Origin of the sequence: Glycomyces sp. NPDC047010 (assembly GCF_040644205.1) — a bacterium.
GTDB lineage: Bacteria > Actinomycetota > Actinomycetes > Mycobacteriales > Micromonosporaceae > Glycomyces.
Genome location: NZ_JBEYVY010000010.1, coordinates 16,404 through 30,778 on the forward strand (window position 1 = coordinate 16,404; position 14,375 = coordinate 30,778).

The window sequence follows — 14,375 nt, forward strand, 5'->3', positions numbered from 1 at the left end:
CCCGCCCGATCGCGAAACAGCCCCGGGCGAACCTGGACGCCAGTCGGGGGCTGACAGCGCCGTCGCTCCGACGGCCCGGCCGCAGGGGGCGCTTCCCGCCCCCGGGCCGAGTCCGCAGTCAGCCCAGCACCTGGAGGTCCAGCGCGTGAAGGTCGCCATCGTCGGCTACGGCATGGCCGGGGCCCGCATCGCCCGCGAGCTCGGCCGCCGCGGCGTCGACGTCACCGTCTTCGGCGCCGAGCCGGACGCCGCGTACAACCGCATCCTGCTCTCCAGCATGATCGCGGGCAAGCAGACCGAGGCCGAGATCGCCCTGCCCGTGCCGCCCGACCACGTCGAGCTGCGCCTCGGGGAGGCCGTCGAGACCGTCGACCTGGAGGCGAAGACCGTCAACGGGACGCCCTTCGACAAGCTCGTGCTCGCCACGGGCGCCGAGGCGTTCGTCCCCCCGGTCCCCGGCCTCGATCCCCTTCCCACCGGCGCTTACGTCCTGCGCACCATCGAGGACGCCCGCGCGATCCTCGACGAGGCCGCGAACCGCGCCAGCGCGGTCGTCCTCGGCGGCGGCCTCCTCGGCCTGGAGGCCGCGCGGGGCCTCGCCGGGCGCGGCATGGACGTCACCGTCGTCCACTCCGGCGGCCACCTCATGGACCGCCAGCTCGACTCCCTCGGCGCGCGGGTCCTCGCGGACGCGTACGCCGAACTCGGGGTCGACTCCGTGACCGACGCGCGCACCGTGAAGATCGTCCACGGCGACGACGGGCTCACGCTCGTCCTCGCCGACGGGCGCACCGTCACCGGCCAGCTCATGGTCGTCTCCTGCGGCATCCGCCCGAACATCGGACTGGCGCAGGCGATGGGACTGGAGACCGGCCGCGGGGTCGTCATCGACGACCAGTGCCGCACCTCCAGCCCCGACGTGTTCGCGGTCGGCGACTGCGCCGAGCACCGCGGCGGCACGTACGGGCTCGTCGGGCCCGCGTGGGAGCAGGCCGACGTCGTCACCGACCTCCTCTCCGGCGTCAACCCCGACGCCGCCTACGAGGGCTCGCGCCTCGTCACCCGCCTGAAGGCGGCCGGGATCGACCTGGCCGCGATGGGCGACGTGGACGGCGACGAGGTCGTCTCCTTCGCCGACCCGCGGCGCGGCACGTACGCGCGGCTGGTCATCGACGCCGAGGGCCGCCTCGCGGGCGCGGTCATGCTCGGCGACAACCCGATGGTGGGCCAGGTGGTCCAGTTGTTCGACACCGGCGACCCGGTGCCGCACGACCGCCGCACCCTTCTCATGGGCCGCCCCGGCGAATCCGTGTCGGTGGCCCCCGAGACCCCGGCGTCCATGCCCGACGAGGTCGTGGTCTGCCGCTGCAACAACGTCACGAAGGGGGAGCTGCGCACCGCGTTCTTCAACGGCGCGCGCACGCCCCAGGCCCTGTCCGACGCGACGCAGGCGTCCACCGGGTGCGGTACCTGCACCGAGGACGTCGCCGGACTCTGCAAGTGGCTGGCCGGCACCGTCGCCGGCCTCGGCCAGGCCGCGGAACAACTCGATGAGGTGTCAGCATGAGCAAACTCGTTGTCATCGGCGACGGCATGGTCGGCCGCCGGTTCCTGGAGGCGGTCGCCCAGCGCGACCCGTCATGGGACGTCACGGTCCTGTGCGAGGAGCCCCGCCCCGCCTACGACCGGGTCCGCCTGTCGGCGTTCTTCGACGGCGTCAGCGCCGAGGAGCTCTCGCTCGCCTCGGACCTCGACGGCGTGGAGGTGCGCCTCGGCGAGGCCGCGACGGAAGTCGACCGCGAGTCCAAAGTGGTCCGCTCGGCGACCGGAGAGTACCCGTACGACAAACTCGTGTTCGCGACCGGCTCGTACGCGTTCGTCCCGCCCGTCGAGGGCGCGGACCTGCCCGGCGTGTTCGTGTACCGCACCATCGAGGACCTCGAAGGGATCAAGGCCCACGCTGAGGGGCGCCGCCACGGCACCGTCATCGGCGGCGGCCTCCTCGGCCTCGAAGCGGCGAACGCCCTGAAGCTCCTCGGCCTCGACGTGCAGATCGTGGAGTTCGCGCCCTGGCTCATGGCCCGCCAGCTCGACGAGGCCGGAGGCGGGGTCCTCAAGCAGCACATCGAGAAGCTCGGCATCGGCGTCGACTGCGGCACCGGAGGCACGAAGATCTCCGCGGTCGACGGGCGCCTGCGCATGGACACCAACCGCGACGGCGTCGCCTACGACACCGACCTCATCATCTTCGCCGCGGGCGTGCGCCCCCGCGACCAGCTCGCCCGCGACTGCGGCGTCGAGGTCGGCGAGCGCGGCGGCATCGTCACCGACTCCTCTTGCGCCACTTCCGACCCCGACGTGTACGCCATCGGAGAAGTGGCCGCCATGGAAGGCGTCTGCTATGGACTCGTCGCCCCCGGGTACGCGATGGCCGAGACCGTCGCCGACCGGCTCGCCGGCGGCGAGGCCACGTTCCCCGGCGCCGACATGTCCACCAAGCTGAAGCTCCTCGGCGTCGACGTCGCCCAGTTCGGCGCCTTCGACGGGCCCCTCGCCACCACCTACCTCGACCCCGCGAACGGCACCTACGCGAAACTCGTCCTCTCCGACGACGCCCAGACCCTCCTCGGCGGCATGCTCGTCGGCGACGCCGAGCCGTACCCGCTGCTGCGCGCCAGCGTCGGCGGGAAGGTCCCCGGGAAGCTCGCCGACCTCCTCGGCGGCGGCGAGGTCGAAGGCACCCTCCCCGACGGCGCGCAGGTCTGCTCCTGCAACGCCGTCACCAAGGGCGAGATCATGGGCGCCATCCACGAAGGCTGCCACGACGTCGCCGAACTCAAGTCCTGCACCAAGGCCGGCACCTCCTGCGGCTCCTGCATCCCCATGCTCAAGCAGCTCCTCGCCGAAGGCGGCGTCGAGGTCTCCAAGGCCGTGTGCGAGCACTTCACGCAGTCCCGCGCCGAACTCTTCGACATCGTCAAGGTCACCGGCATCACCACGTTCTCCGAGCTCATCGCCCGCCACGGCGCCGGCTCCGGCTGCGACCTCTGCAAGCCCGCCGTCGCCTCCATCCTCGCGTCGCTCTCCAACGGCCACATCCTCGACGGCGAGCAGGCCGCCCTCCAGGACACCAACGACCACTTCCTCGCCAACATGCAGCGCAACGGCACCTACTCCGTCGTCCCGCGCATCCCCGGCGGCGAGATCACCCCCGACAAGCTCATCGTCATCGGCGAGGTCGCCAAGGAGTTCGACCTCTACACCAAGATCACCGGCGGCCAGCGCATCGACATGTTCGGCGCCCGCGTCGAGGACCTCCCGAAGATCTGGCGCAAGCTCGTGGACGCCGGGTTCGAGTCCGGCCACGCCTACGGGAAGGCCCTGCGGACCGTCAAGTCCTGCGTCGGCACCGACTGGTGCCGCTACGGCGTCCAGGACTCCGTGAAGATGGCCATCGACCTCGAACTGCGCTACCGCGGCCTGCGCAGCCCCCACAAGCTCAAGTCCGCGGTCTCCGGGTGCGCCCGCGAATGCGCCGAGGCCCGCTCCAAGGACTTCGGGGTCATCGCCACCGAGCACGGCTGGAACCTGTACGTCGGCGGCAACGGCGGCTTCACGCCCCGCCACGCCGACCTCCTCCTGTCCGACGTGGACTCCGAGACCCTGGTCCGCACCATCGACCGGTTCCTCATGTTCTACATCTCCACCGCCGACCGCCTCCAGCGCACCTCCAAATGGGTCGAGGCCCTCGACGGCGGCCTCGACTACCTCCGCGGCGTCGTCGTGGACGACCGGCTCGGGATCTGCGCCGACCTCGACGCCATGATGGTCAAGCACGTCGAGCACTACGCCGACGAGTGGAAGGGCGTCATCGACGACCCCGAGAAGCTCCAGCGGTTCGTGTCCTTCGTCAACGCCCCCGAGACCCCCGACCCCTCCATCGAGTTCGAGGAGGTCCGCGGCCAGAAGTTCCCCGCCGGGAGCACCGAGCGCTCCCGGCCCGTCCTGCTCGGCACGCCCGTCATCCGCTCGTCCCAAGGGAAGTGATCCACGTGGAACCCATCTGCGCATTCGACCGGCTCGTCCCCGGGCGCGGCGTCGCCGCGCTCCTCGCGGACGGCGCCCAGGTCGCCCTGTTCCGCCTCCTCGACGACAGCCTCCACGCTGTCGCCAACCGCGACCCGTTCACCGGCGCGAACGTCCTCTCCCGCGGGCTCGTGGGCGACCGCGGCGGCGAACCCGTCGTCGTCAGTCCCCTCCTCAAGCAGGCGTTCTCCCTCACCACCGGCGCCTGCCTCGACGACGCCGACGTCGCCCTGGAGGTCTACGCCGTGGAAGTCCGCGACGGCGAGATCCGCGTGGGCGCCCGCTCCGAAGCGGAAGTCGCCGCCTGATGGCCGCCGCCGGAGCCCCCGTCCGCGAGGCCGAGACGACGCTCGCACCCCTGACCGGCTACACCGTGGCCGTCACCGCGCAGCGCCGCGCCGACGAGCTCGCGACCCTGCTGGAGCGCCGCGGCGCCCGCACGATCGTCGCCCCGACGCTGCGGATCGTCCCGCTCCCCGACGACGAGGCCCTCCGCGCGGCCACCGTCGAACTCATCCGCGAGGCCCCCGACCTCGTCGTCGCCACCACCGGCATCGGCTTCCGCGGCTGGCTGGAGGCCGCAGAGGGATGGGGCATGGGCGAGGACCTGCTCGACGTCCTCGCCCGCGCCCGCATCCTCTGCCGCGGCCCCAAGGCCCTCGGCGCCGTGCGCGCCGCCGGGCTCACCGAGGAGTGGACCGCGCCCTCCGAGACCGGCGACGAAGTCGTGGAGTACCTCCGCGCACGCGGCGTCAACGGCCAGCGGGTCGCCATCCAGCTCCACGGCGACCCCGCCGAGGACTTCATCCGCACCGTCCGCGCCGGCGGCGGCGCCGCCGTCCCCGTCCCCGTCTACCGCTGGACCCTCCCCACCGACATCACCCCGGTCCAGCGCCTCGTGGACGCCATCTGCGCGCGCCGCATCGACGCCGTCACGTTCACCTCCGCGCCCGCCGCGAACGCGCTCCTGCGCATCGCGGGCGACCAGGCCGCCGACATGCTGGAGGCGTTCCGCGCCCCCGCCGAGGACAACGGCGTCCTCCCCGTCGCCGTCGGACCCGTCACCGCATCCCCCTTGTCCCGCTTGGGGGTCGACACGGTCCAGCCGCAGCGCGCCCGCCTCGGCTCGCTCGTGCGCACCGTCGCCTCCGCGCTCCCCAAGCGCTCCCGGCGCCTCCAGCTCGCCACCGGGCACCGCATCGAGCTGCGCGGCCACATGGTCCTCCTCGACGACCAGCCGTTCCAGCTCCCGCCCGCGCCGATGGCCGTGATCCGGGCGCTGGCGTCCGCGAACGGGAAGGTCCTCTCCAGAGCGGAGCTGCTCGGGCACCTGCCGCGCGGCGCGGACGGCCACGCCGTGGAGATGGCGGTGACGCGGCTGCGCGACGCCGTGCGCCTGCGGTCCTGTGTGGAGACCGTGATCAAGCGCGGGTACCGCTTGAACCTCGAAGTGTGAGGGGTGTGCGACGAGGGGCTTCCCTTTGTACGATGAGGGAGCCCGAGTAACCGCCTGCAATCTGAATCGGAGGACGCCATGGCGTACCCGCCAGCGCCCCAGTACCCGCAGCAGCCGCTGCCGCAGGGACCGAAGACCAGGCCGGGGTCGGTCACGGCCGTGGTGTGGGTCCAGTACCTGACGGCGGCGCTCCTCGTCATCACCGGCATCGCGATGTTCTCGGTCATGTCGTCGGTCAAGGATGTCGTCAGCGACGAGGTCCTCAACGACCCGTCGCTCTCCGACGCGGGCATCACGGCCGACGACATCTCCACGATCATGACCGTCACGTTCGCGGCCGTCGCGGGCGTGTACCTGCTGTTCGCGGTGTTCTACGTGATCCTCGGCATCCTGAACTCCAAGGGCAACCGGGCCGGGCGCATCCTGTCGTGGATCCTGTCGGGCATCGCGCTGCTGTGCTGCGGCCTGTTCGGTCTCATCGGGAAGATCGGCGAGACCACTTACAACGTCAACGGCACCGAGTACCAGGACGAGATGACGACGGCGGTGGAGAACGCGACGCCGGTGTGGGTGAACACCCTCGACTGGGTCACGATCCTCATGTTCATCGTCGGCTCGCTGCTCGTGGTCATCTTGCTCGCGATCCCGGCCTCGAACGAGTTCTTCCGCAAGGAGGACCTGGGCGCGGGCCCGTACCAGCAGCCCCCCTACGGCCAGCAGCCTGGCCAGCCGCCGTACGGCCAGCAGCCGCCCGGGCCGCCGACCGCCTAGCGGCGCAACGAGAGACATACCGAGAACGGCCCCGCCATTCGGCGGGGCCGTTCCGTGTTCCGTTGCCGTGGAGGCTAACCCGGGGGCGCGGTGGGCGGCGGGACCTGGAACGTGCGCTCGCGGTCGTACCGCTCCAGGGCCTCGGTGTCGGGCTCCGTCCCGTGCCAGGCCGCGAGCAGTTCGCCCTCCCGCTTGCGGCTCAAGCCCGCGCGCAGGCTGGGTGCGGCCGCGTTGGCGTTCCACCACCGCTCCATCGTGGTCGCGAGCGGCGAGAGCCGCAGCCCGGCCGCGACCGCTCCGGCCGAGGGGCGGCTGCCGTGCCCGTCGTAGTCGGGGGAGGGCGCCCAGAAGCCGAGCGACTCGTGTCCGGCCCAGGCGGTCACCTCCTGTTCGAGGATGAACTCCTGCGTCACCCACGTGAGGTTCGGGCGCTCCTTGAGGACGCCCTGCTCGATGAGGGCGTCGGCGATGCCGTCGAAGAACGCCTCCATGCCGATGTGGTCGCCGATCGCGTCGTACGTGCCGGTGAGGCCCGCGTCGGCGGCGTCGAGGAGCCAGTTCGCGTAGTCCTCCACGTCGATCCACTGGACGGGGCGCTCGCGCGGGCCGGGGGCGAGGATCTCGCCGCCCTCGGTGAAGCGCAGCGGCCAGTAGCCGAGCCGGTCGACCGGGTCCCCGGCGCCGACGATGAGGCCGGGGCGGGTGACGAGCGCGCGGTCGCCGAGGCGCTCGCGCACCATGTTCTCGATGGCGACCTTGCTGGCGCCGTAGACCTCCACGGACGGGTCGGTGGAGTCGTCCGGGGCCGGCTCGTACACCTCGTCGGTGACCGTGGCGTGCTCGGCGTAGGCGGAGATCGAGGAGATGAACGACCAGTGCCCGGCGCCGTCGGCGAGGGCGTCGAGGACGGGCGGGACGTGCGCGGGGATGCGCGCGACGTCGAAGACCGCGTCGAACTCCCTGCCGCGCAGGGCTTCCACGCCGCCTTCGACGCTGCGGTCGACGGCGACGAACTCGGCGCCCTTCGGCGGCTCGCCGCTGGCGCCGCGGGAGGCGACGGTGACGTTGTGGCCGCGTTCGAGTGCGAGCGCGGCGATCTTGTGCGACAGGTAGACGGTCCCGCCGAGGACGAGGATCCGCTTCGGTTGCGTGCTCATGCCCTTGAGCATGGCGGCCGACCGGCCGGCGGGCAAGGGCGTTCGCCCACGGCGCATCCGCTCACAGCAGCGGGCGGGGCGCCCGGCGATTCAGGATGGCATCGCGGCGGTCTTGCGGCGGGGCGCGCGCGGGCTCAATATGCTGGGAAGAGACCCGGGGAGGGCGCCATGACCGACGATTGGGACGCCGCGGCCGAGGACGGCGGCTTCGGCGAGGACTTCTTCGCGGACCTGGAGTCCGCGCCCGGCGCCGACACGGGCGCCGCGGACCTCTTCGGCGCCGACGGCGCCGACGAGTACTTCTACGAGGCTGAAGGCGACGGCAGCTTCGAGACCGCCGCCTCGGACCCGGCGGACGCGTCCGACCCGACCGCCCCTGACGACTTCTCGGACGCCGACTTCCCGTTCGACCTCGACTTCGACGTGGGCGGCGAAGCCTGACCGCCGCATCGCGGCCCGCTCCGCCCCCGCTGTCGGTCCCCCCGGGCACGCTTGAAAGCGGGGGCGACAGCGAATCCGCGCAATCCTCGCGTTTGCCCCGGCCGCGCCCGCTTCGCGGGCCCCGGCCCGACCCGGGGGGTGGTGTCACTGTTTCGGGTGACAAGATCGCCGGGAGCACCGGATCTTGTCGTACCCCCGGGGGAGGCTCGCCCCTACGGTCCCCGGGTGGGTGGGGGTTAGGGATGGAAATAGCAGCACACGTGCGCATGCCTCGGGACGAGGCCGAGGCGGTCGCCATGCAGACCGAGCTCGCGGGGTGCGTGGTCGTCGCCGATGACGACAGACCCATCGACACCGTTGCGGGCCTTGACATCGCCTACGACACCGCCTCGGACACCGCGGTCGCCACCGCGGTCGTCCTGCGCCGCGGGGACCTCGCCGTCCTCGACGAGGCCGTCGTCCACGGCACCTCCGACTTCCCGTACGTGCCCGGGCTCCTCGCGTTCCGTGAACTCCCGCTGCTGCTCAAGGCGATCGAGGCGCTCACCGTCGCCCCCGACCTGTACGTGTGCGACGGCTACGGGCTCACCCACCCCCGCCGCTTCGGCCTCGCGTGCCACCTCGGCGTCGTGCTCGACGCGCCCGCGATCGGCGTCGCGAAGAACCCGCCGCACCTGCCCGTCGCCGACCCCGGCCCGGCCCGCGGCGACTGGTCGCCGATCGCCGCGGGGGAGGAGACCGTCGGATGCGCGCTGCGCACCCGCGACGGCGTCAAGCCCGTGTTCGTGTCCGTGGGCCACCGCCGCACCCTCGCCTCGGCCCGCGACCTCATCCTCGAACTCGCGCCCCGCTACCGGCTCCCCGAGCCCATCCGCGCCGCGGACCAGTTGGGCCGCAAGCGACTCGCCGAGATGAGGTAGGGCCCACCCCACCCCCGACCGGCCCGCCCACCGGATCGCGACCGGTGGGCTTTCCTCCTACCGTTGAGGGCATGGAGAAACCCCAGTCCGTCACGAACGCCGCCCTGCTGTGGACGACCGCAGTGGTCGCCGGCGTCATCGAAGCCGTCTTCGTCGTCAGCCAGACCGCCCAGGACACCGGGCTCGACTCGGGGATCTGGACCGCCGTCGCCGTCCGCGGCCTGATCTACCTCGCCGTCATGGCGCTCATCGTCGTCTTCGCGACCGGCCGCCGCTGGGCCCGCTGGGCGCTCGCCGGGCTCCTGTCCGTGATCGGCCTCGCCTCGCTCGTGGTCGAGCCCGCGCAGCAGCTCATGGACGGCGCCCCGTTCCTCGAAGCGTTCGGCGGCGACGGCGAGCTCATGATGGGCATCTTCGTCGCCCGGATGCTGCACGTCGCGGCCGTGCTGACCGCGACGATCGTCATGTTCAGCCCCAGCGCGAACGCCTACTTCCGCAGGCCCGCCGAGGCCGTCGCGGCCTAGCGGGTCCGCAGCCAGGCGGCGTCGGCGGGCGCGAGGTCCGGGACCGACGCGACCTCCTCGACGAGGTCCCGCTCGCCCATGGCGGCGCGGAAGAACATCGCGGCCGTCACCCCGTGGTCGGGCCGGTGCACCACTTCGAGCTCGGCACCGGCCTCGACGTGGCCCGGCTCGACCACCCGCATGTACGGGCCCGGCCGGGCCTCGCGCGTGAACGTCTTCAGCCAGCCGCGCTCGTCGATCCAGCCGCGGAACGTGCCGCACGGGATGCGCGCCCCGGTCACCTGGAGCACCAGCCCGCCGGGCCCGGCCCACCGCTCGCCGATGAGCGCCGCGTTCACGTCGTAGCCGCCGGTCGTCAGGTTCTCCCCGAACGCGCCCGGCCCGAACTCCCGGCCCGTGAGCGCCCCGAAGTGCGCGTAGTCCTCGCTCCCGAACACGTACACGGCCTGGTCGGTCCCGCCGTGGTTCTGCACGTCGCCGACGCGGTCGCCCGCGAGGCCCACCGAGCCGTCGCCCTTCGGCCCCGGCGAGGTCACCGGGACCGGGCCGTCCACGGGCCGCTTGTCGATGTAGGTGGCCGTCAGGCCCTTCCACGGGTTCTCCCGCGGGCGGCCCACGTTCACCGAGAGGATCTTCACGCGCCGGAGCGTATCCCCGCGCGGCGGGCGCCTCAACCGCATTTGCGGTGTCGGTGCCCCCCGCTAGGCTTGCGGCGTGGGGGTGAGCACTCGGAAGCTGTTCCGCGACGACGCGGTGGTCCTGCGCACCTTCAAACTCGGCGAGGCCGACGCGATCGTGTCGCTCCTGGGCCGCACCCGCGGCCGCTACCGGGCCATGGCGAAGGGCCTGCGCCGCACGTCCTCGAAGTTCGGGGCCCGGCTCGCCCCGTTCAGCCACGTGGACCTCCAGCTCATCGAGGGCCGCGCCGAACTCCACACCGTCACCCAGGCCGTGGGCCTGCACCTGTCGGGCGGCGCCATCAGCTCCGACTGGGCCGCGTACACCGCCGCGTGCGTCATCGCCGAGGCCGCCGAGCGGCTCGTCCCCGAGGACCACCAGCCCGACCTCGACGTGTTCCAGCTGACCCTCGGCGCGTTCCGGGCGCTCGCCGAGACCGAGCTGCCGCCGGTGCTCGTCATGGACTCGTACCTGCTGCGCGGCATGAAGTCCGCGGGCTGGGCGCCCTCGCTCGACCAGTGCGCCGTGTGCGGCGCCGACGGCCGCCACCGCGCATTCGCCGTCGCCGCGGGCGGCGCCGTCTGCGGCGACTGCCGCCCCGGCGGCGCCTCCGTCCCCGCGCCCTCGTCCCTGGAGCTCATGCGCGCCTTGGAGTCCGGCGACTGGGGGAACGCCGTCGCCGCCGACCCCCGCCAGCGCAGCGAGGCCGCGGGCCTCATCGCCGCCCACTTCCAGTGGCACTCCGAACGGCACCTGCGCACCCTCAAGTACGTCCCCCACGGCCGCGGCGGCCTCTGAACGGGCCCGGACTACGATCGAGGCCCCCGCCGGGCGCCGCCGCACCCGCGGGGTCCCCGTCGACCTGGAGGTCCTGTGAGCCGCACCTACGAGCCGCCGAAGCCGCACCCGTCGGGCGCCGTGCCGCCCGAGCTGCCGCGCGACCTGGTGCCCAAGCACGTGGCGCTCGTGATGGACGGCAACGGCCGCTGGGCCAAGGAGCGCGGGCTCAAGCGCACCGAGGGCCACACGATGGGCGAGGCGTCGCTGTTCGACACCATCGAGGGTGCGATCGAGATGGGCGTCGGCACCCTCTCGGCGTACGCGTTCTCGACCGAGAACTGGCGGCGCAGCCCCGACGAGGTGCGGTGGCTCATGGGCTTCAACCGGGACGTCATCCACCGCCGCCGCGACGAGCTCAACGCCATGGGGGTGCGCATCCGCTGGGCCGGGCGCCGCCCCAAGCTGTGGAAGAGCGTCATCAAGGAACTCGAAGTGGCCGAGGAGATGTCGAAGGGGAACGACAAGATCACGCTCCAGTTCTGCGTGAACTACGGCGGCCGCGCCGAGATCGCCGACGCCGCCGCGGCCCTCGCCCGCGACGTCAAGGCCGGGCGCCTCAACCCCGAGCGCGTCACCGAGAAGACCTTCGCCCGGTACCTCTACAACCCGGACCTGCCCGACGTCGACCTGTTCCTGCGCCCCTCCGGGGAGCAGCGCACCTCGAACTTCCTGCCCTGGCAGTCGGCGTACGCCGAGCTCGTCTACATGGACGTCCTGTGGCCCGACTTCGACCGCCGCGACCTGTGGCGCGCGTGCGAGATCTACGCCCGCCGCGACCGTCGCTTCGGCGGCGCCGTGCCGAACCCGGTCGCCGCTAGCTGAACGGCGTGAAGCCCCGGCCGCGCTCCTGGTCGGCCTGGAGCTTGTCGACGGTGGTCTGGAGCCGGTCGATCCGCTCCAGGATGAGCGCGGTGTCCGCCGAGACCTGGTTGTCGAGGTCGTCGAGGCGCTGCGCCTCCTCCATCGACGCGAGCACCACGCCGAGCAGCAGGTTCACCAGCACGAACGCGCCGAACAGGATGAACACCAGGTAGTACGGCAGCGTCCACATGTTGTGCTCCATGCTGTTGCGCATGACGTTGCCCATGTCGTCGAACGCCACCAGCTGGAACAGGTTGAGCAGCGTCTTCCCGACGGTGCCGAAGTGCTCGGGGTCGGAGCTGGAGAACGCGATCCAGCCGACCATCGCCCACAGGTACATGACGACGCCCGTCAGCGCGAACACGCCCGCCGACTTCGGCAGCGCCTTCCCGGCCGCGACCAGGATGATCCGCAGCGACGGCAGGGACCGGAAGATCCGCACGATCCGCGCCAGCCGCAGCATCCGCAGGATCGTCACGTTCTCGCGCAGGCCCGGCATGAACGACGCCACGACGATCACGAAGTCGAAGACGTTCCACCCGTCCTTGAAGAACCGCAGCGGCCGCCGCCCGAACGACACCAGCCCCGCCAGCACCTCGAACGTGAAGAACCCCAGGCACACGTAGTCCACCCAGTGCAGGAACTCCGCCGTGGCCGCCGAGTGCGGGAACGTCATCGCCCCCAGCACCGCCGCGTTGACGAGGATGACCACCATCGACACCATCTGGAACCGGGGGCTCGCCAGCAGCGCCCGGCAGGCGGCGGGGATACGACTGGGGTCGGTACCTAGGGTGGGAACGCGCACCGCACAAGAGTAGTAAGCCGGTACACCCGTCGACTGCGGAGGTGAGCGGGCCGGTGACGCGTTCGGCGCACCCCATGCCGCACAATGGGGCCGTGAGCGCCGACCTCGCCGACACCGACGCCCCCGCCGCCGAGCGCGCCCCGCGCGCCCGCCGCGGGCTCACCTCCATCGAGGCCCTCGGGCTGCTCCTCGTCTTCGGCCTCACCGCCAGGCCCGGCCTCACCGACCTCTTCGCCGCCCCCGCCGCCCAGGCGTGGGCCGCGAGGTTCGTCGCCGTGTGCGTCCAGGCGTTCCCGTTCCTCGTCCTCGGCGTCGCCCTCTCCGCGGCCATCAGCGCCTTCGTGCCCGCCGGGTTCTTCCACCGGGTCGTCCCCAAGCGCACCGCGCTCGCCGTCCCCGTCGCGGGCGTCGCCGGGGCCGTCCTCCCCGCGTGCGAATGCGCCTCCGTGCCCGTCGCCGGGGCGCTCGTGCGCCGCGGCGTCGCCCCCGCGGCCGCGTTCACGTTCATGCTCGCCTCCCCGGCGATCAACCCGATCGTCGTCGTCTCCACGTTCGTGGCCTTCCCCGGCGACCCCGAGATGGTCGCTGCCCGCGTGTGCGCCTCGCTGGTCGCCGCGATCGGCATCGGGTGGCTGTGGGCGAAGCTGGGGAAGACCGAGTGGCTGCGCCTCCCCGAGCACCGGCACCACGACGACGGCAAGTGGGCCGCGTACTGGGCCGCGATCCGCCACGACTTCCTCCACGCCGGCGGCTACCTCGTCATCGGCGCGGCCATCGCCGCCAGCCTGAACACCCTCGTCCCCGAGACGTGGCTCGCGCCCATCGCCGACAGCCCCGTCCTCGGCGTCCTGGCGCTGGCGGTCCTCGCGGTGCTCGTGTCGATCTGCTCGGAGTCGGACGCGTTCGTGGCCGCGTCCCTGACCCAGTTCTCGCCCACCGCGAAGCTCGCGTTCATGGTGGTGGGCCCGTTCATCGACGTGAAGCTCGCGGCCATGCAGGCCGGGACGTTCGGCCGCCGCTTCGCGGCCCGCTTCGCCCCGGCGGCGTTCCTCGCGGCGCTCGCCGCCGCCGCACTGATGGGAGTGGTCTGGCTGTGAGACGCGACGCGCAGGCGGTGGTCCTGCTCCTGGTCGGGGGCGGGATGCTGCGGCTGGCCTGGACCGGGGACTACCTCGACTACGTGAAGCCGTACGCGTTCTGGCTCATCGTGCCCGCGGGGATCCTCCTCGTCGCGGTCGCCGCGATCACGGGCGTGCAGGCGTGGCGGGACCGCGGGGAGGCGGACGACGGCCACGGGCACGGCGAGCCGAAGGTGGCGTGGCTGCTGCTCGCGCCGGTGGTCGGGATGCTGCTGGTGGCCCCCGACGCGCTCGGGTCGTACGAGGCGGAGCGGACGGGCACCGTGGTCGGCGCCGAGGAGTCGCGGTCGAGCTACCCGGAGCTGCCCGACGACGTGGACCCCGTGCCGCTCACGCTCCTCGACTACGCGGCCCGCGCGATCTTCGACGACGGTCAGACCCTGGAGGGCCACCGCATCCAGCTGCGCGGCTTCATCCTCTACGAGGGCGACGAGCCGCAGCTCGCGCGCATGGTCGTCTCCTGCTGCGCCGCCGACGCCCGGCCCGTGAAGATCGGCTTCGACGGCGACGTCCCCGCCGGCCTGGAGCCGGACCAGTGGGTCGAGGTCGTGGGGGAGTACACCCCGCGGCAGGGCCGCGACGAGATCAACGGCGAGCTCGTTCCGTACATCGAGGTCGAGTCGGTCACCGGCATCCCCGCCCCCGACAACGAGTACCAGTAGCGCGTCACTCTTTCGCGTGATCCGGGTCATGCGGC

General features: G+C 72.5%; 15 protein-coding genes. 12 read left to right on the top strand and 3 right to left on the bottom strand.

Annotated features, from left to right (window positions below; all coding sequences use genetic code 11):
- Positions 1-145 precede the first annotated feature (145 nt).
- From AB0A65_RS19720 to AB0A65_RS19740, 5 genes are all read left to right on the top strand, one after another.
- Positions 146-1,567: an FAD-dependent oxidoreductase gene (locus AB0A65_RS19720; protein ID WP_359953078.1), complete on the top strand. Its 1,422-nt coding sequence runs from the start codon at positions 146-148 to the stop codon at positions 1,565-1,567.
- Entirely contained in the window at positions 1,564-4,047 is a 2,484-nt protein-coding gene (gene nirB, locus AB0A65_RS19725; protein WP_359953080.1) for a nitrite reductase large subunit NirB, read from the top strand. Before AB0A65_RS19720 ends, nirB begins: the two co-directional genes overlap by 4 nt.
- Positions 4,048-4,052: 5 nt before the next feature.
- Positions 4,053-4,394 (top strand): nitrite reductase small subunit NirD, encoded by a 342-nt coding sequence (gene nirD / locus AB0A65_RS19730; protein WP_359953082.1) that lies wholly within the window; start codon positions 4,053-4,055, stop codon positions 4,392-4,394.
- Entirely contained in the window at positions 4,394-5,542 is a 1,149-nt protein-coding gene (locus tag AB0A65_RS19735; protein WP_359953084.1) for a uroporphyrinogen-III synthase, read from the top strand. The genes nirD and AB0A65_RS19735 overlap by 1 nt, the downstream gene beginning before the upstream one ends.
- 78 nt (positions 5,543-5,620) lie before the next feature.
- Positions 5,621-6,313: a hypothetical protein gene (locus AB0A65_RS19740; protein WP_359953086.1), complete on the top strand. Its 693-nt coding sequence runs from the start codon at positions 5,621-5,623 to the stop codon at positions 6,311-6,313.
- Positions 6,314-6,387: 74 nt separating this feature from the next.
- Here AB0A65_RS19740 and AB0A65_RS19745 read toward each other — a convergent pair whose 3' ends face one another.
- A complete protein-coding gene (locus AB0A65_RS19745; protein WP_359953088.1) occupies positions 6,388-7,470 on the bottom strand; it encodes an NAD-dependent epimerase/dehydratase family protein in 1,083 nt (360 codons plus the stop codon).
- Between the two features lie 168 nt (positions 7,471-7,638).
- Here AB0A65_RS19745 and AB0A65_RS19750 point away from each other — a divergent pair, with 168 nt between their 5' ends.
- From AB0A65_RS19750 to AB0A65_RS19760, 3 genes are all read left to right on the top strand, one after another.
- The gene (locus AB0A65_RS19750) at positions 7,639-7,911 is read left to right on the top strand and encodes a hypothetical protein (protein ID WP_359953090.1); all 273 of its coding nucleotides are present in this window, start codon (positions 7,639-7,641) and stop codon (positions 7,909-7,911) included.
- A gap of 266 nt (positions 7,912-8,177) precedes the next feature.
- Entirely contained in the window at positions 8,178-8,831 is a 654-nt protein-coding gene (locus AB0A65_RS19755) for an endonuclease V (RefSeq protein WP_359953487.1), read from the top strand.
- 71 nt (positions 8,832-8,902) lie between these two features.
- Positions 8,903-9,355 carry a hypothetical protein gene (locus tag AB0A65_RS19760; RefSeq protein ID WP_359953091.1) on the top strand — a complete coding sequence of 151 codons (453 nt, stop codon included), beginning with the start codon at positions 8,903-8,905 and terminating at the stop codon, positions 9,353-9,355.
- On the opposite strand, the gene AB0A65_RS19765 is transcribed toward AB0A65_RS19760, so the two are convergent.
- On the bottom strand, positions 9,352-9,993 hold the full coding sequence (locus tag AB0A65_RS19765; RefSeq protein WP_359953092.1) for an MOSC domain-containing protein: 642 nt from the start codon (positions 9,991-9,993) through the stop codon (positions 9,352-9,354). The two genes, AB0A65_RS19760 and AB0A65_RS19765, sit on opposite strands and share 4 nt — an antisense overlap.
- Positions 9,994-10,075: 82 nt before the next feature.
- Between AB0A65_RS19765 and recO the strand changes: the two genes are divergently transcribed.
- Both recO and AB0A65_RS19775 read left to right on the top strand, forming a co-directional pair.
- Entirely contained in the window at positions 10,076-10,831 is a 756-nt protein-coding gene (gene recO / locus AB0A65_RS19770) for a DNA repair protein RecO (protein ID WP_359953094.1), read from the top strand.
- Between the two features lie 75 nt (positions 10,832-10,906).
- Positions 10,907-11,695 (top strand): isoprenyl transferase, encoded by a 789-nt coding sequence (locus AB0A65_RS19775; RefSeq protein WP_359953095.1) that lies wholly within the window; start codon positions 10,907-10,909, stop codon positions 11,693-11,695.
- Here the strand turns inward: AB0A65_RS19775 and AB0A65_RS19780 are convergent.
- Entirely contained in the window at positions 11,688-12,539 is an 852-nt protein-coding gene (locus AB0A65_RS19780; protein WP_359953097.1) for an ion transporter, read from the bottom strand. The two genes, AB0A65_RS19775 and AB0A65_RS19780, sit on opposite strands and share 8 nt — an antisense overlap.
- A gap of 92 nt (positions 12,540-12,631) precedes the next feature.
- Between AB0A65_RS19780 and AB0A65_RS19785 the strand changes: the two genes are divergently transcribed.
- Together AB0A65_RS19785 and AB0A65_RS19790 are read left to right on the top strand one after the other, a co-directional pair.
- Positions 12,632-13,636, top strand: a complete 1,005-nt coding sequence (locus AB0A65_RS19785; RefSeq protein ID WP_359953099.1) for a permease — start codon at positions 12,632-12,634, stop codon at positions 13,634-13,636.
- On the top strand, positions 13,633-14,340 hold the full coding sequence (locus AB0A65_RS19790; protein WP_359953100.1) for a TIGR03943 family protein: 708 nt from the start codon (positions 13,633-13,635) through the stop codon (positions 14,338-14,340). The genes AB0A65_RS19785 and AB0A65_RS19790 overlap by 4 nt, the downstream gene beginning before the upstream one ends.
- Positions 14,341-14,375 lie beyond the last annotated feature (35 nt).